Annotated in this window: 18 protein-coding genes; 7 read left to right on the top strand and 11 right to left on the bottom strand. The window is 37.2% G+C overall.

Annotated features, from left to right (window positions below):
- Nucleotides 1-107: 107 nt before the first annotated feature.
- The 3 genes from R3X28_RS08475 to R3X28_RS08465 all read right to left on the bottom strand — a co-directional run bounded on the left by R3X28_RS08475 (nt 108) and on the right by R3X28_RS08465 (nt 1,757).
- Entirely contained in the window at nt 108-926 is an 819-nt protein-coding gene (locus R3X28_RS08475) for a TerC family protein (protein ID WP_154365258.1), read from the bottom strand.
- Nucleotides 927-928: 2 nt separating this feature from the next.
- A complete protein-coding gene (locus tag R3X28_RS08470; protein WP_282054808.1) occupies nt 929-1,306 on the bottom strand; it encodes a DNA topoisomerase IV in 378 nt (125 codons plus the stop codon).
- Nucleotides 1,307-1,379: 73 nt separating this feature from the next.
- A complete protein-coding gene (locus R3X28_RS08465) occupies nt 1,380-1,757 on the bottom strand; it encodes a helix-turn-helix domain-containing protein (RefSeq protein WP_154365262.1) in 378 nt (125 codons plus the stop codon).
- Between the two features lie 294 nt (nt 1,758-2,051).
- Between R3X28_RS08465 and R3X28_RS08460 the strand changes: the two genes are divergently transcribed.
- From R3X28_RS08460 to R3X28_RS08450, 3 genes are all read left to right on the top strand, one after another.
- Nucleotides 2,052-3,158 (top strand): M14 family metallopeptidase, encoded by a 1,107-nt coding sequence (locus R3X28_RS08460; RefSeq protein WP_317663956.1) that lies wholly within the window; start codon nt 2,052-2,054, stop codon nt 3,156-3,158.
- 120 nt (nt 3,159-3,278) lie between these two features.
- On the top strand, nt 3,279-3,758 hold the full coding sequence (locus R3X28_RS08455) for an Lrp/AsnC family transcriptional regulator (RefSeq protein WP_154365266.1): 480 nt from the start codon (nt 3,279-3,281) through the stop codon (nt 3,756-3,758).
- Nucleotides 3,759-3,824: 66 nt separating this feature from the next.
- Nucleotides 3,825-4,352, top strand: coding sequence for a DinB family protein (locus tag R3X28_RS08450; RefSeq protein WP_317663955.1), 528 nt, complete (start codon nt 3,825-3,827; stop codon nt 4,350-4,352).
- Here R3X28_RS08450 and R3X28_RS08445 read toward each other — a convergent pair.
- Both R3X28_RS08445 and aroB read right to left on the bottom strand, forming a co-directional pair.
- Entirely contained in the window at nt 4,349-4,672 is a 324-nt protein-coding gene (locus R3X28_RS08445) for a hypothetical protein (protein WP_154365270.1), read from the bottom strand. The two genes, R3X28_RS08450 and R3X28_RS08445, sit on opposite strands and share 4 nt — an antisense overlap.
- Nucleotides 4,673-4,779: 107 nt before the next feature.
- Entirely contained in the window at nt 4,780-5,841 is a 1,062-nt protein-coding gene (gene aroB / locus R3X28_RS08440; RefSeq protein WP_282054815.1) for a 3-dehydroquinate synthase, read from the bottom strand.
- A gap of 95 nt (nt 5,842-5,936) precedes the next feature.
- Here aroB and R3X28_RS08435 point away from each other — a divergent pair, with 95 nt between their 5' ends.
- Nucleotides 5,937-7,103, top strand: coding sequence for a proline dehydrogenase family protein (locus R3X28_RS08435; protein WP_282054816.1), 1,167 nt, complete (start codon nt 5,937-5,939; stop codon nt 7,101-7,103).
- Between the two features lie 12 nt (nt 7,104-7,115).
- Here the strand turns inward: R3X28_RS08435 and R3X28_RS08430 are convergent, their stop codons facing one another.
- From R3X28_RS08430 to R3X28_RS08405, 6 genes are all read right to left on the bottom strand, one after another.
- A complete protein-coding gene (locus tag R3X28_RS08430; RefSeq protein ID WP_282054817.1) occupies nt 7,116-7,496 on the bottom strand; it encodes a DUF4258 domain-containing protein in 381 nt (126 codons plus the stop codon).
- Nucleotides 7,497-7,576: 80 nt separating this feature from the next.
- A complete protein-coding gene (locus R3X28_RS08425; protein WP_154365278.1) occupies nt 7,577-8,776 on the bottom strand; it encodes an alanine dehydrogenase in 1,200 nt (399 codons plus the stop codon).
- 111 nt (nt 8,777-8,887) lie between these two features.
- The gene (locus R3X28_RS08420) at nt 8,888-9,370 is read right to left on the bottom strand and encodes a hypothetical protein (protein WP_179955057.1); all 483 of its coding nucleotides are present in this window, start codon (nt 9,368-9,370) and stop codon (nt 8,888-8,890) included.
- 210 nt (nt 9,371-9,580) lie between these two features.
- Nucleotides 9,581-9,721, bottom strand: a complete 141-nt coding sequence (locus tag R3X28_RS08415) for a hypothetical protein (RefSeq protein ID WP_154365281.1) — start codon at nt 9,719-9,721, stop codon at nt 9,581-9,583.
- A 189-nt stretch (nt 9,722-9,910) separates the two neighbouring features.
- Nucleotides 9,911-10,324: a tRNA (adenosine(37)-N6)-threonylcarbamoyltransferase complex ATPase subunit type 1 TsaE gene (tsaE, locus tag R3X28_RS08410; protein WP_154365283.1), complete on the bottom strand. Its 414-nt coding sequence runs from the start codon at nt 10,322-10,324 to the stop codon at nt 9,911-9,913.
- Between the two features lie 12 nt (nt 10,325-10,336).
- Nucleotides 10,337-11,881, bottom strand: coding sequence for a PglZ domain-containing protein (locus R3X28_RS08405; RefSeq protein WP_317663954.1), 1,545 nt, complete (start codon nt 11,879-11,881; stop codon nt 10,337-10,339).
- A gap of 149 nt (nt 11,882-12,030) precedes the next feature.
- On the opposite strand from R3X28_RS08405, the gene R3X28_RS08400 reads away from it, so the two are divergent.
- The 3 genes from R3X28_RS08400 to R3X28_RS08390 are packed head-to-tail and all read left to right on the top strand — an operon-like array spanning nt 12,031 to nt 15,702.
- Nucleotides 12,031-13,260 (top strand): HD domain-containing protein, encoded by a 1,230-nt coding sequence (locus R3X28_RS08400; protein WP_317663953.1) that lies wholly within the window; start codon nt 12,031-12,033, stop codon nt 13,258-13,260.
- Nucleotides 13,261-13,283: 23 nt separating this feature from the next.
- On the top strand, nt 13,284-14,321 hold the full coding sequence (gene lpxD / locus R3X28_RS08395) for a UDP-3-O-(3-hydroxymyristoyl)glucosamine N-acyltransferase (protein WP_154365289.1): 1,038 nt from the start codon (nt 13,284-13,286) through the stop codon (nt 14,319-14,321).
- Nucleotides 14,275-15,702 carry a bifunctional UDP-3-O-[3-hydroxymyristoyl] N-acetylglucosamine deacetylase/3-hydroxyacyl-ACP dehydratase gene (locus R3X28_RS08390; RefSeq protein ID WP_154365291.1) on the top strand — a complete coding sequence of 476 codons (1,428 nt, stop codon included), beginning with the start codon at nt 14,275-14,277 and terminating at the stop codon, nt 15,700-15,702. The genes lpxD and R3X28_RS08390 overlap by 47 nt, the downstream gene beginning before the upstream one ends.
- The last annotated feature ends 1 nt before the right edge of the window (nt 15,703 follow it).

Genomic DNA, 15,703 nt, shown 5'->3' with positions numbered 1-15,703 from the left:
TTTGTTTAAACTAAACTTAAACCAGACAAAGACATAAAGCCATCTTGTAGCGGTTATTGCTTCTTCAAAGGAATCATCATATCATTTAGGACACTAAGCCTTTTAGCTTAGTTGATGTCATCAGAAATCGTTTGTTTCGGATTTTTGTTTTTCTTCATTCGCATATTGAAGAATTCCACCATAAGTGAAAAAGCAATGGAAAAATAAAGATACCCTTTGGGTATGGTCCCTACTTCATTACCGAATACTACTAGATGTGATAAATGCGCCGATTCAGCAATCAACATAAATCCGATCAATATAAGGAAAGACAGGCCTAATACTTGGATTGAAGGGTGTTTATTCACAAATTCCCCAACAGGATTAGCGAACAACATCATAATTATAACAGAGACAACAACCGCAATGACCATTAAAATCAATGCATCATTGGGGTTAGGGGAGATACCATTGGTCATACCTATAGCGGTTAAAATGGAGTCGAACGAAAACACGATATTGATTACGGTAATCTGGACAATGGCATTCGTCAAAGATGTAGACCTATGACTTTTAACCTCTCGCTCATCATGCCCTTTATCCTCGATTTTCTCATGAATTTCACTCGTACTCTTATATAATAGGAACAATCCACCAGCGAACAATATCAATCCTTGCCCGCTAATCCCTCCAGACACCCATTCACCATCCAGAACCCAAAAAGGCTTTTTCATACTGGTCAACAAAGAAATACCGAACAACAACAAAATACGCATGACCATAGCGAGCACCAAACCAAGATTCGTTGCTTTTTTACGTTGCTTTTTTTCCAATTTGCCCGCAGCTATCGATATAAATATGATATTATCGATACCTAAGACTATTTCAAGGAAAGTTAGGGTAAGTAATGCCACCCAGGCATCAGGACTTGTTAAAATGTCGAACATGGTTAGTTGGTTTTTATAGCCGTTCCTCTAGATTTATTGTTATCACCCACAATATTGTATTCAAAGGTATATGAATTCCCTGTAGTTGTCAATATTTTCACATGAACCGACTTTTCCTCGGCTTTGTTCTTCGGATGCATTTTTTTCATGATATATTCACAGTCATTGATCCAGCGCACTGAAGAACTGTCTATCTTACCATCAAAATAATCGATTTCAAGGTCTCCATTTCGCTCAAAAACAGTACTCACTTCCTTATTATTGATTATAGAGGTAAAAGTAAATTTACCATCCTTAAAAGCCTTGCAATCCCTTTGTGGTTGATAGCAGGAAACAAGAAGCGAAAATGCGATAAATATTAGAATGAATCTTATTTGCATAATCACAAATTAAAGGATTTACCAGCAAATAGCACAACCGCATTCCAAATAAAATTACTTTACAAGCATAGTTTCATTCCCGATAAGATTTAAAACTCCCGTCAGAAAAGAAGATGACTATCCGGTCAATACTTTTCCCCTCCTTTGTTTTGGGAGGTTTTTTCATTTCTTGGTCTACCGGGGTCGGAGCGGGTAAAGGTTTTACAGACTTGATCTTGGTTTTAGACACAGGAAAATCACCTTCCCCTTTCAAGAGCCAATACAAATCAACTTCGGGAAAAGTATCCACAACCTTCATCACGAACTCTAAACTAGGCTTGTTTCTACCTGATAACAAATGGGAAATACTGGAGCGCTGTACTTTTATGCGATCAGCGAAAACCGACGCCGATAGGTCGTAATAGCGTAGAATTTCCTCCAGACGTTTTATAAAATCCTCTATGTTTACCATTGTAATTAAGTAGTGCGTAAAGGTAAGCAAAAAGTAACTTCAATCTTTAAAATTAAACAATATAAACGGTCCAATTATATATACTATCACTTTACTTAAAATACTTTATATAACTAGTATAATGTTAATTATAAATCTTTTTATACTGTTTAATACTTTTTAGGGGTTTTTGTTTACAATTGTTTATTCAAACGGGATGAAAACCTAATTTTTGAAGTTTACAAATGTAATTTTACGTTTTACATTTGTAACTTAAAGAGGTGTTACATTTGTATCCGCTTGAAAAACATTTAAATGAGATTATCCCATATAGATTACAATTCGATAAAAGAGAAAGCCTTAAAAGGAAGGTATATTACACATAACCACATTACCCCGATTCTTAAAGATCTTCCAGCTGTTTTTAAGGTGGAAGAAATTGGTCGATCAGTAAAAGACCTTCCTATTTATACCGTGACATTCGGAAATGGCCCTAAGAAAATTTTAATGTGGTCCCAAATGCACGGAAATGAATCTACAACCACAAAAGCCATTTTCGACCTTTTAAATTTTATCGTCGGTTCTTCTAAAATCAGCTCAACCATATTAAGTACCTGTACGATCAGGATCATACCTATTCTTAATCCGGATGGTGCAATGGCATATACCCGAATGAATGCGAACATTGTTGATCTGAATCGTGATGCACAAGAAAGAAGTCAGCCAGAAAGCAAAGTTCTTCGAAATTGCTATGAACATTTTAAACCTGATTTTTGTTTTAACCTTCATGGACAACGAACCATATTCAATGTAGGAAACTCATCAAAACCGGCAACAGTGTCATTTTTGGCCCCTGCTTTTGATAAGGAGAGAAATATTTCATTTACAAGGGCACAGAGTATGCGATTGATCGTTGCTATGAACCAAGAGCTTCAAGAATCGATTCCCGGACAAATAGGTCGTTACGATGATGGTTTCAATGCCAATTGCGTTGGTGATACCTTTCAAATGTTGAATATTCCGACTATTTTGTTCGAAGCCGGTCACTATCCAAATGATTATGACCGCGAGGAAACACGAAAATTCATATTCATTGCCATGTTTAAAGCTTTAGATGTCATTTCTAGCGACACCCTGGAAGAGTATGATCAATCCGCTTATTTTGAGATACCGGACAACAATAAATTATTTTACGATATCCTTATAAAAAATGTACACATTATTGATCCGATTAAATATAAAGAGGGTGATTCATTAGGCATTCTTTACAAGGAAGTTCTTAAAAATGAGCAAATTACTTTTGAGGCTTCATTAGAAAAATCAGGAAACCTAGAAGGTTATTTTGGACATAAAACATATGATTGCACTTCGGAAAATGATTTTTCTTACTTAAAATCAGCAACTTTCGCTAAACTTATTTAAAATATTTTTTGAGCATTAAACTCAAAAAAGAATGTTTAATTACATTTTTGTTAAAAAATAACAACTTTTATTAAGTTTAATTTCTTAATTACTTATTTTTGTACCAAATATTAAGTAACAATGACAAAAGTTAAATTAGACGAAATTGACCACCAGATTCTGGACATGCTGATTGATAACACCAGAACCCCTTTCACTGATATAGCCAAAAAACTATTAATCTCTGCCGGCACAGTTCATGTACGTGTTAAAAAAATGGAAGAAGCAGGAATCATACGTGGTTCTTCTTTGACATTGGATTACGTTAAACTAGGATATGCTTTTATAGCTTATGTTGGTGTATTCTTGGAAAAAACCCATCAGACAAAATTTGTTTTGGAGCGCTTAGAACAGATACCGAATGTTACCGTAGCCCATATAACTACTGGTAAATTCAACATATTCTGTAAAATCAGGGCGAAAGATACCAATCACGCTAAAAATATTATTTTCAAGATAGATGACATCGATGGCATCAGTAGAACCGAGACCATGATTTCACTTGAAGAAAGCATTAACGATAAAAAACGTTTAATGCATATGATTTTTAACGAACTATAACAAGATTTTTACTCTACAATACAAATCCCAAAAACGAAAGTCTTTGGGATTTTTCATTTTCACTTTATGAGAGTCACTGAACTGAAGACTGAAGAATATGGTTCTTTTTACAAAACCTACCTGGATGCATTGGGAGATGCTGAATTATTCAACATTCTTACCAACCAACTTTTAAACTTCCCACAATTTCTTGATAGTATCCCCGACGACAAATTGAACTATGCATATGCAGAGGGCAAATGGACCGTTAGTGAAGTTTTGGTTCACATCATGGATACGGAAAGGGTTATGCAATATAGGGCGTTGCGGTTTATGAGGGGAGACCTGACACCCTTGCCAGGATTTGATCAGGATATTTATGTGCCTAATTCCAATTCGGCCCTAAGAACCAAAGAAGATATTATTGAAGAATACAAGATTATAAGGCAATCAACAATCGCACTCTTTACCAATATGGATAAAAAAGCGCTTGGAAATGTTGGAACGGCAAGTAACAACCCTATGAGCGTAGCGGCATTGGGTTTTATTATTTGCGGTCACCAAAAGCACCATAGAAATATAATCAGGGAAAGATATTTAAACGGGAAAACTTAGACCCCGTCGCTGAGTTCTTCCTCTGATTGCATTCCCATTTCATTGGCAGATACTTCTTCTTCGAAAATAGGTTCTTCCCTAGTCTCAAGGCCTTTTTCAATATTTTCTTCAAAGTTAGAAATGAAATTCGAAAGACTTTTACTGATTTTCACTAAGTAGATGGTATCATCGGTTCTTAATTCGACCGTTTCAATGATCTCACCTCGGACATTCTTGAAAGTAATAATGTCTTCATCGCCATATCCATCGGAATAGGTTTCAATGAGTTTTGCCACTAAATTGTGATCTAACTTTTTGTAATCGACAAGTTTACGGATCATGATAGCTTGGTTTATTGGTTGTAATTCATTTATACATCCAAACTAACCAATAATACAACGTAAAATATCAAAGAGTTGTAAATCAATGATTTTAGTATACGAAGGGTTTAATCTTTGTAGTAAGCAAAAGCCGCCGTATATAAATCATTGGGGATTTTGACATCTATAACGGGTTCACCAATCGTTTTCAATAAGACAAAATTGATATTACCATGTGAATTTTTCTTATCAAACTTCAACATCGATAAAATAGTCTTTATGTCTTCGTCCGTGAAGGCTACTTTTGGATATCGGCTCAAAAAAGTGGATTTAATATCTTCTAGTTCACTTAAGGACAACCCTGTCAGTTGATGGGAAAGATACCCTTCCAGAACCATCCCAATAGCTATCGCCTCACCATGCAACAAGGTTTCTTTCTCATTGTTTTCAAGAAAATAAGACTCCACAGCATGCCCCAAAGTATGTCCAAAATTCAATATTTTTCTTAAATGTTGTTCCGTTGGGTCCTGAAGAACAACTTCATTCTTTATCGATACCGATGTTAAAATATGATCATCGATATCTTCGAAAGAATCCATCGCCTTTAATTCTTTCCAATAAGATGCATCTTTTATAAGTCCGTGTTTCAACATTTCGGCGAAACCACTGTGCATTTGGCGATCCTCAAGGGTATTTAAAAACATACTGGCTACCAGAACCATTTTAGGTTGGTTGATTACGCCGATCTGGTTTTTCAATGACCCAAGGTCAACACCAGTTTTACCACCGACCGATGCATCTACCATTGACAACAAGGTTGTGGGGATATTTATGAAATCGATGCCCCGTTTATAGGTAGAAGCGACAAACCCTCCTAAATCGGTCACAACGCCACCACCTAAATTGATCATGAGGCTTTTACGGTCAGCATCCATTTCCGATAAGGCCAACCATACCTTGTTACATGCCTCGATATTCTTATTTTCCTCCCCAGCTTGTATAGTAATCAATTCGAATGACAATGCATCCGCCATTAATTCTTCAAACACCGGCAAACAGTGCACTTTGGTGTTTTCATCCACTAAAACGAATACCTTGGAATAAGAATTCAATGTCAGGTATTTTTTTAATTCGAAAAACGCTTTATCACTAAAATGAACAGCGTAAGAAGTTGTCGTTATCGATTCCATGTTTCATTATATCTAAAGCACAAAATAAACGTTATTTTTAATCATTAGAATATAAAATCTGTGATTATATTTGATATGTTAAATTATGTCATAAAATGAAGCGAATTTTTGAGGATACCACAACGGCATTTGCTTTAAAATCAGATTCCGAATTAGAGAGAGCCTATTTTCTGTTTAAAATGATAGCCAATGAACCACTCGTTCGCATTGGTACGGCAATGACCAATTTTGCCCTAAAAGCACATCTCCCCGTTGACGGATTGATACGTGCCACGGTTTTTGATCATTTTTGCGGAGGTGTTAGTGAAAAAGACTGTATGCCGGTCGTGGACAAAATGTATGAAAAAGGGGTTTCTTCCGTACTTGATTATTCCGTAGAAGGCCAAGATGACGAAGACCCATTAGATCATGCACTTGCCAAAATATTGGAAATCCTGGATTTCGTGAAACTGAAAGATGGAATACCTTTTGCTGTTTTTAAGCCGACAGGATATGGTCGATTGGCTTTGTTCACTAAGGTTACAGAAGGTAAGCCGTTATCCGACAAAGAACAAGCAGAGTGGGAGAGGGTAATCAATCGATTTGACATAACCTGTAAAAAGGCACATGACCTAGGGGTTTCGTTATTGATCGATGCCGAGGAAAGTTGGATGCAAAGCGCTGCTGACGAATTGGTTGAGGATATGATGCGCAAATACAATAAAGAGAAAACCATTGTATTCAACACTTTACAGATGTACCGATGGGACCGAATGGAATATCTAGAAAATTTATATGCCCAAGCACAGAAAGAAGGCTTTAAAATCGGGGTAAAAACCGTTAGAGGGGCTTATATGGAAAAAGAAAATGAACGAGCTGAAGAAAAGGGGTATAAAACGCCTATTTGTGCCACCAAAAAAGAAACGGATGGGAATTATGATACTTGCACCAAGTATATTTTGGATCGAATGGATACCATTTCCTTGTTTGCAGGCACCCATAATGAAGAAAGCAGTTATTATTTAATGGATTTAATGGCAGAAAAGGGATTGAAACCTAATGATGAGCGCATATGGTTTGGGCAATTATACGGTATGAGCGACCATATTTCGTTTAATCTGGCCGCACATGGTTACAATGTGGCCAAATATCTTCCGTTTGGACCTGTACGTGATGTTATGCCATATTTGATACGTAGGGCTGAAGAGAATACTTCGGTGGCCGGGCAAACCAGTCGTGAACTAAACTTGCTGAAACAAGAAAGAAAACGCAGAAAAATATAATTTCTGGTTTGTTTAAAACCTTACGTTTTGAACAACCGCACTGTCCGGGCAATTTTGAACGGTCATTTTGGCAAGTACATCATTAACCTCTGACTCGATCAAATAGGTTTTACAAGGCGTTGACTTGGTATCACTATTTTTAAAATCGACCTCGCCATCATTCAGGAATCCCATTATCGTAAGGGAATCGAGTTGTTTGTCCCGAATCATTTGGTCTATTTCGTTAGAATAGGATATTTTTTTAGATCGAATATCCTTCAGGGTTCGGCAATTTGGGAAATAACAAAACTCAACACCGGTTTCCTCTGATTTGTTCTTAAGAAAAATAGTTAGAAAAACAAGCCCGATAGAAAGCCCGAAAAGATAAAATCCCAAACGTTTTAAAAATGCCATGTGAATTTAAAATGGTTTTTAATAAGCCCGCAAGATAGGGTTTTGTTCACAAAAGTCTTGGTATTAAGGTGAGGTCTTCCTTAAAAAATCAAGAAATTAATATCGCTGTATTGCAGGTCGAACCATTCTCCTACAGCCTTACTGGTAAGTATCCCATGGTAAATATAGAGTCCGTTCCTCAAACCTTTGTCAAATCGAAGGGAGTTTTCCAATCCACCATCTTCACCCAATTTTAAAAGGTAGGGTGTAAAAATATTGCTAATTGATATGGATGCCGTTTTTGGATAACGAGACGGAATATTGGGGACACCATAATGTATGACCCCGTATTTTTCTACAATGGGCTTAATGTGATCGGTAACTTCACTTGATTCGAAACAACCACCCATGTCTATACTAACATCTATGATAACCGCTCCTTTTTTCATATGTTCTACCATGGTGTTCGTTACCACGATCGGGGCCCTTTCTTTTCCTCTTACAGCTCCTATGGCAACATCACACCTTTTCAATGATTTCAATAGGTTTTTAGGTTGAATGGTGGAGGTGTAAACCGTCTGTCGAAGATTGGTCTGTATATTCCGAAGCTTCGTGATTGAATTATCGAATACCTTCACATTAGCCCCTAGACCGATTGCTGAACGGGCAGCAAATTCACCTACCGTACCAGCGCCGATAATAACTACTTCCACGGGAGGCACACCACTGATATTCCCGAACATTAATCCGTTACCCTTATTAGTTGCCGCCATTAACTCAGAGGCAATCAGAACAGAAGAAATCCCCGCAATCTCACTCAAGGAACGCACAGCGGGATACTTCCCGTCCTCATCCCTGATAAACTCAAAAGCTATAGCGGTTAGGCGCTTTTTCGCCATTTGTTCAAAATACGCTTTTTGTTGTGTTTTTATCTGAAGTGCTGAAATAACGGTTGTTTGCGGATTCAACATTTCAATCTCAGAAAGGGTAGGGGGCTCAACCTTTAGAATAATAGGGCATCCAAAAACTTTTTTTACGTCATTGGTTACCTCTGCTCCAGCATTTGTATATTCTATATCTGAGTAATCGGCTCCTTCTCCGGCTCCTGCCTCGATCAATACTCGATGGCCGTGTGCCGTAATGGCATTGACCGCATCTGGGGTTAAACAGATACGTTTTTCCTGGTATTGATTTTCTTTGGGAAGACCTATAAAAAGTTCCCCCTTTTGTTTAAGGACTTCTAAGGTCTCTTCTTGGGGCAACAATTGTTGTTTGCTAAACGGTGAGGTGGGTTGCTTCATAAAATATACTTCTTATCGCAAAAAAATGACGATAAAAGTAAATTTACAACTTTAAATTGAAAATAATAATGAATTGGGATTGTTCAAAGTGGGATTATGGGAATCTTGTTCTTATGCCCGACTTGTATCAACATTTTTCAACTCCCTCTGATTTTCCGAACTAATTGATTTTTTGGAATTCTTTAGATCTTCTTTTTCTTTCATTGCTTGTTGTTTATCTTTCAGACCTTTCAATTCGGCTTCCATAGCTTCCAAATCAATTCCATGTACATATTTATCATATAGCTTGATCCTGATAAAATATACGATGGGTATAATGACCATTAAAATCGGCAACAACCACCAGATATTTTCCGTATCTACATAATCATCAGAATCGAATACCACCTCAAAAACTTGAAATGCGTACATGGCTATTGGTATTAAAATAATGTGATACCACCAATTCTTTGCGGTCATAAACCAGAAAACCATTAAATAAAGGGGGATGATCTTGCTCATTAAGAACCAAAAATAGGTGGCAACATCTGAAAATCCATGATTGTCAATTACAAAACCAAATATTGAGATTGTTTCTTCAGGTTCCTTTGGCATAAAATCATAAATTTTATACAAAAAAGGGGAAATTGCAATAAAAAACACGAACACGGACTCAATGATAATCTTCCGTTTCACCCTTAATCTAGCCTTCGAATCGTTCATCTCCTTATTAAATTATATAAGGCGCTAACGTAAGAATTCTGTAAATAGTATAAAAAAAGGGACAACTTACATTGTCCCTCGATAAACGGTCAATATAACCGATTAAATTCTTCTATCAAGTTTATCTTTATGAATTCCTTGCTCAATTGATTGTCCTTCATCAGCACTAGAGCCGGTGTCATAAGTAACTGCTGCTAATGCAACAAAAGCCAAAATTCCAAAAATTAGATTTTTCATTTTCATTTTAGAGGGTTTTTTAGGTAATTATTCTCGTTTGATGTCTCGAATGTAGGAAAAAAAAACCAAACATGAAGTATTTCGTCGAAAAAAACTTACATTTCAACTTAAAAAATGTACTTTTTGTCGAATAACCCGCGTTTCATCGAATAATTATACTAAAAATTGGCGGGTTCCGTTGCATCTTCCCCCATCCTAACCAGGTAAAACCAAGGCTCTGGTCATTTTATCAACTATACTAATAGTGATTTCTGTTGTATCCTCCGGTAAGATATTCGATACTTTTTCTGCCCATTCCATAAAAATCCAAGCATCGGAATTAAAATAATCCTCAATACCCAAATCGTAGGCCTCATTTTCATCGTTTAATCGATAAAAATCAAAATGATAAGCCAAAATATGCTCGTTTTCATCTTGATATTCATTAACAATACCAAAAGTAGGACTACTTGCATCACCCACAACTCCCAATTCCTTAACGATAGCCTTTATAAGGGTCGTTTTACCAGCACCCATTGGACCATGAAAACATACGATTTTGGAAGGAAAGGCAGCAATCAATTTTTTGGCAACATCAATTATTTGGTCCTCGGTATAGGTTATTTTCATCTTTTAAAAGACTTATTTAGATTCAAAAACAATAAAAGGTATAATCATTTCCTCAAGGGAAACCCCACCATGTTGGTAGGTGTTTCGATAATAACCCACGTAATGGTTGTAATTATTGGGATAAGCGAAAAAGAGGTCGTTTTTGGCAAAAATGAACGAGCTGCTCATGTTAATACTGGGTAATTGTATATCAGCAGGGTTCTTTGCCTCTAAAACATCCTTATCTTCATAACTTAAACTACGTCCTGTTTTGTACCGAAGGTTTAAACTGGTTTCTTTATCCCCAATCACCTTAGATGGCTGTTTTACGTTAATGGTACCGTGATCTGTGGTAATAATCAATTTAAGCCCCATATGTTGGGCTTGCTGAATAATTTCCAATAACGGGGAGTTCTTGAACCAACTCTGGGTCAAGGAACGATACGCCTTATCGTTCGATGCCAGTTCCTTGATAACTTCCATTTCTGTTTTTGAGTGGGATAGCATATCCACAAAATTATAGACGATTACCGTTAAGTCATTGTCTTTTTGTGATTTGAAGTTTTGGGACAACTGTTTTCCCTGCTTTAAACTACTTATTTTATGGTATTCCCATTTAAGAGGTAAGTTCAAACGCTTAAGCTGCTCTTCTAAAAACCTATCTTCAAATAGGTTTTTCCCCCCTTCTTCCGTGTCATTTTTCCACCATTCGGGGAACCTTTTTTCCATGGCCAAAGGGGTTAGCCCTGAAAAAATTGCGTTACGTGCGTATTGCGTGGCCGTTGGCAAAATACTGGTATAGGACTTTTCTTTTGTTTTTTTGTAGAACGGACTAACCGTACTTTCAAAAGCCAGCCATTGATCATATCTTAAATTGTCGATAACGACTAGTAAGGTCGGAGTATCGATTATTTCTGGTTTAATCCATTTTTTGAATAGGGTATGGGACATTACCGGGCCGTCATTATCATTTAGCCATTCCTCATAATTACGCTCCACGAATTTACCGAACTGATTGTTGGCTTCGGTTTTTTGTGACTCCAATATTTCAATTAACCCGGTATCTTCGATATTCTCAAGACGCAACTCCCAGTGTATCAATTTTCGATACAACTCGACCCATTCATCATAAGAATTGACCATCGAAAGATCCATTGCTATTTTTCTGAATTCTTGTTGGTAATCAGCTGTAGTGCGTTCCGATACCAGTCGAGAATGGTCCAAATTCTTTTTTAGGGACAATAATATCTGATTAGGGTTAACAGGCTTAATTAGATAATCCGCTATTTTTGAACCAATGGCCTCTTCCATGATTAGCTCTTCCTCACTTTTGGTAATCATGACTACGGGGATTGAGGAGTTTATCAATTTGATCTCACTCAAGGTTTCCAGTCCTGAAAGACCGGGCATATTCTCATCCAAAAAAATAATATTGACAGGTGTTTTCTGGATCTCTTCCAACGCTTCCTGTCCACTTTGGCAAGTAACAACCTCATAATTCTTCTTTTCCAAAAACAGAATATGTGGTTTTAAAAGATCGATTTCATCATCGACCCAAAGGATTGTTATCTTGTTCATAGTATGATAAATGTATTATTTATGGCTCGAAAGGTTTAAAATAATCAGAAATACAGACTATTCAAATCCAAATACTAGGGCAACCCGGTTAAATGCTAGGGTTATCGTTTCAAATGTATAACTTTGATCTTTATTTAAAAAAAGCCATTTTGACAAATTCAAACAAGCTTAAAATATTCAATGATCCAATTTACGGATTTATTAGAATTCCCAGCACACTGATATTTAACCTCATTGAAGAACCTTATTTTCAGCGTTTACGCAGAATTTCACAAATGGGATTGTCCTATTTGGTATACCCTGGGGCCCATCACACACGTTTTCACCACGCCTTGGGCTGCATGCATTTAATGCAACATGCCGTACAAGTGCTTCGTTTTAAGGACATTGAAATAACAAAAGAAGAGGAAGAAGGTTTATTGATAGCTATTTTATTGCACGATATTGGTCACGGCCCTTTCTCACATGCGATGGAGAACAGTATCGTAGAGGGTATTTCCCACGAAGAAATCTCCTTGTTGTTCATGAAGGAACTTAATAAGAAGTTTAACGGAAGTTTAACGCTTGCCATTGATATCTTTCAAGGGGTTTACCATAAAAATTTCTTCCATCAATTAATGTCCAGTCAATTGGATATGGACAGAATGGATTATTTAAAACGTGATAGTTTCTATACAGGGGTTGCTGAAGGAAGCATAAATGCCGAAAGACTCATTAGCATGCTCAATGTTGTGGACAATGAACTTGTGGTCGAGGAAAAAGGGGTGTATTCTGTCGAAAAATTCTTGATGGCAAGGAGATTTATGTATTGGCAGGTATACTTACACAAAACCGGTCTAGCGGCCGAACAACTTTTAATTCGGATTTTAAAAAGGGCCAAAGAACTCTTGGTAAAAGGAGTACAACTGAATTGCAGTGAATCTTTATTGTTCTTCATGGAGAATAAGGTTGATGTGAATAACTTCTCCTCCAAAAATTTATATCAATTCTCCCAATTAGATGATACCGATATAATTTCAGCTTTAAAGCAATGGCAATATCATGATGATTTTATTCTTTCCAAATTAAGTGGAATGATCATCAATAGAAAGTTGCTTACGATTAAGTTGAAAAACAAAGCTATGTCATCTAGAAAGGTGCGCGAACAGTTCGACAAAACCAAAAATAAATGGGGACTTTCCGATGATGAAACCTCATATTTCGTGTTTACCGGGGAGATCACCAATAGGGCTTATAATATTGACAAACAGAATATTAACATCTTACGAAAGGATGGCAAACTTAAAGATGTAGCAAAGGCCTCCGATCATTTGAATTTAAAAACCCTCTCAAAAGAAGTAACGAAATATTATATCTGTTACCCTAAAGAAACTGTTTAACTATTTTTCTTACTTTTGTGGCCATGGTATTTACAGCAGGTCAGATTGCGGGCATTTTAGAGGGCGAAGTCGAGGGTAACCCCGAGATTTCAGTCCATAAACTCGCTAAGATAGAAGAGGGCGAGACAGGTTCGTTGACATTTTTGGCCAACCCCAAGTACACTTCTCATATTTACACTACGAAAGCTTCGGTAACTATTGTAAATAAGGATTTTATTCCCGAACAGCAGATTGAAACCACTATGATAAAGGTGGATGATGCTTATGAATCCTTTTCAAAATTATTGCAATATTACAATGAAGTAAAGAACAATAAAACAGGTATAGAATCACCTGTTTTCAAAGCCGAGGACGCAGTCTATGGAGACAATTTTTATCTCGGTGCGTTCGCATATATCGGTAATAAGGTAACTATTGGCAATAACGTGAAAATCTATCCGAATGCATTTATAGGCGACAATGTCAAAATCGATGACAACGTAACCATATTTGCAGGAGCCAGGATTTATTCTGAAACTGTCATAGGTAAAAATTGCATGATTCATAGTGGTGCCATCATAGGCGCCGATGGCTTTGGATATTCCCCTAATAAAGACGGTGAATTCATTAGGATACCCCAAACAGGAAATGTTGTTTTAGAAGATAATGTAGATGTGGGAGCGGGTACTACTATTGATCGGGCCACTCTGGGCTCCACCCTTATAAAAAAAGGGGTTAAATTAGATAACCAAATACAGATAGCACATAATGTCGAAATCGGGGAAAACACGGTCATTGCTGCCCAAACGGGAATTGCGGGCTCTGCCAAAATCGGCAAAAATTGCATGATCGGTGGGCAAGTAGGCATAGTTGGCCATATTACAATAGGTGACAATGTTAAAATTCAGGCTCAATCCGGTATTGGTAGAAATATAAAGGACAATGAGGTTTTGCAAGGATCACCTTCGTTGGCCTATGGAGATTTCAATAAATCCTATGTTCATTTTAAGAACTTACCAAAGATTATAAAGCAAATTGAAAAACTTGAAAAAAAGATTAACGGTGATCACAACAACGAATAAACAAAGAACCATTGCAAAGGAGGTTACACTAACAGGTGTAGGGCTACATACAGGGGGTAATGTTACTTTGAAATTCACACCTGCTCCCGAAAACCATGGTTATGCCTTTAAAAGAGTAGATTTAGAGGGTGAACCTATTATAGAAGCAGATGCCAATTATGTGGTCAACACCCAAAGAGGCACCAACTTAGAGAAAAGAGGGGTAAAGATCCAAACTTCAGAACATGTTTTGGCCGCTTTGGTCGGTTTGGAAATCGATAACGTTATTATTGAGCTAAATTCACCAGAACCCCCGATAATGGACGGATCTTCCAAATTTTTCGTTGAAGCTTTGGAAAATGCAGGAATTGTTGAGCAAGAAGCTGAAAGAGAAGAGTACGTCGTCAAAGATGTCATATCTTATAAGGACGAAGCCACTGGGAGTGAGATAACCATTATACCTTCAGACACTTATCAAATAACCGCAATGGTAGATTTTGGTACGAAGGTGTTGGGAACCCAAAATGCGAACTTGCAAAAATTATCCGATTTCAAGACGGAAATCTCCAATGCACGAACCTTTAGTTTCCTTCATGAATTGGAAACACTTTTGGAAAACGGTTTGATAAAAGGAGGGGATCTCAACAATGCCATCGTTTATGTGGATAAGGAGATTTCACCAGAAACCATGAGCAAACTGGAGAAAGCCTTCAATAAGAAGAAACTTTCCGTAAAACCAAATGGGATCTTAGATAATTTGACACTTCATCAACCCAATGAGGCAGCCCGTCATAAATTACTGGATGTAATCGGTGATTTGGCATTGGCCGGGATTAGGATTAGGGGTAAGGTCATTGCGAACAAGCCTGGACATTTTGTAAATACACAATTTGCCAAGAAATTATCGAAAATCATTAAAATGGAAAAAAGGAATAACATTCCTAAATATGACCTGAGTCAGCCGCCATTGATGGATATTCATCAGATCATGGCCATGCTGCCACACAGGCCCCCATTTTTATTGATCGATAGGATCTTGGAACTTTCAGAAACCCATGTTGTGGGCATGAAGAACGTCACCATGAACGAACCCTTCTTTGTAGGGCATTTTCCTGGGGCTCCCGTAATGCCAGGTGTGTTGCAAGTAGAGGCAATGGCTCAAACCGGAGGAATACTCGTCTTAAGTACGGTTCCGGATCCAGAAAATTACCTTACCTTGTTTATGAAAATAGACAATGTAAAATTCAAACAAAAAGTACTACCCGGAGATACACTTATTTTCCATTGTAGCTTAATTACTCCTATACGTAGGGGAATTTGTCATATGCAAGCGTATGCTTATGCCAATGATAAATTGGTATGTGAGGCCGAAATGATGGCCCAAATCATAAAAAAGAATTAAT

Source organism: Maribacter sp. TH_r10 (assembly GCF_033101095.1).
Lineage (GTDB): Bacteria > Bacteroidota > Bacteroidia > Flavobacteriales > Flavobacteriaceae > Maribacter_A > Maribacter_A luteus.
This window is presented reverse-complemented; position numbering and strand designations above follow the sequence as displayed.

Excerpts from the sequence above, each read along its gene's own strand:
- R3X28_RS08475 (WP_154365258.1), bottom strand. The coding sequence starts at position 926 with ATGTTCGACATTTTAACAAGTCCTGATGCCTGGGTGGCATTACTTACC.
- R3X28_RS08470 (WP_282054808.1), bottom strand. The coding sequence starts at position 1,306 with ATGCAAATAAGATTCATTCTAATATTTATCGCATTTTCGCTTCTTGTT.
- R3X28_RS08465 (WP_154365262.1), bottom strand. The coding sequence starts at position 1,757 with ATGGTAAACATAGAGGATTTTATAAAACGTCTGGAGGAAATTCTACGC.
- R3X28_RS08460 (WP_317663956.1), top strand. The coding sequence starts at position 2,052 with ATGAGATTATCCCATATAGATTACAATTCGATAAAAGAGAAAGCCTTA.
- R3X28_RS08455 (WP_154365266.1), top strand. The coding sequence starts at position 3,279 with ATGACAAAAGTTAAATTAGACGAAATTGACCACCAGATTCTGGACATG.
- R3X28_RS08450 (WP_317663955.1), top strand. The coding sequence starts at position 3,825 with ATGAGAGTCACTGAACTGAAGACTGAAGAATATGGTTCTTTTTACAAA.
- R3X28_RS08445 (WP_154365270.1), bottom strand. The coding sequence starts at position 4,672 with ATGATCCGTAAACTTGTCGATTACAAAAAGTTAGATCACAATTTAGTG.
- aroB (WP_282054815.1), bottom strand. The coding sequence starts at position 5,841 with ATGGAATCGATAACGACAACTTCTTACGCTGTTCATTTTAGTGATAAA.
- R3X28_RS08435 (WP_282054816.1), top strand. The coding sequence starts at position 5,937 with ATGAAGCGAATTTTTGAGGATACCACAACGGCATTTGCTTTAAAATCA.
- R3X28_RS08430 (WP_282054817.1), bottom strand. The coding sequence starts at position 7,496 with ATGGCATTTTTAAAACGTTTGGGATTTTATCTTTTCGGGCTTTCTATC.
- R3X28_RS08425 (WP_154365278.1), bottom strand. The coding sequence starts at position 8,776 with ATGAAGCAACCCACCTCACCGTTTAGCAAACAACAATTGTTGCCCCAA.
- R3X28_RS08420 (WP_179955057.1), bottom strand. The coding sequence starts at position 9,370 with ATGCCAAAGGAACCTGAAGAAACAATCTCAATATTTGGTTTTGTAATT.
- R3X28_RS08415 (WP_154365281.1), bottom strand. The coding sequence starts at position 9,721 with ATGAAAATGAAAAATCTAATTTTTGGAATTTTGGCTTTTGTTGCATTA.
- tsaE (WP_154365283.1), bottom strand. The coding sequence starts at position 10,324 with ATGAAAATAACCTATACCGAGGACCAAATAATTGATGTTGCCAAAAAA.
- R3X28_RS08405 (WP_317663954.1), bottom strand. The coding sequence starts at position 11,881 with ATGAACAAGATAACAATCCTTTGGGTCGATGATGAAATCGATCTTTTA.
- lpxD (WP_154365289.1), top strand. The coding sequence starts at position 13,284 with ATGGTATTTACAGCAGGTCAGATTGCGGGCATTTTAGAGGGCGAAGTC.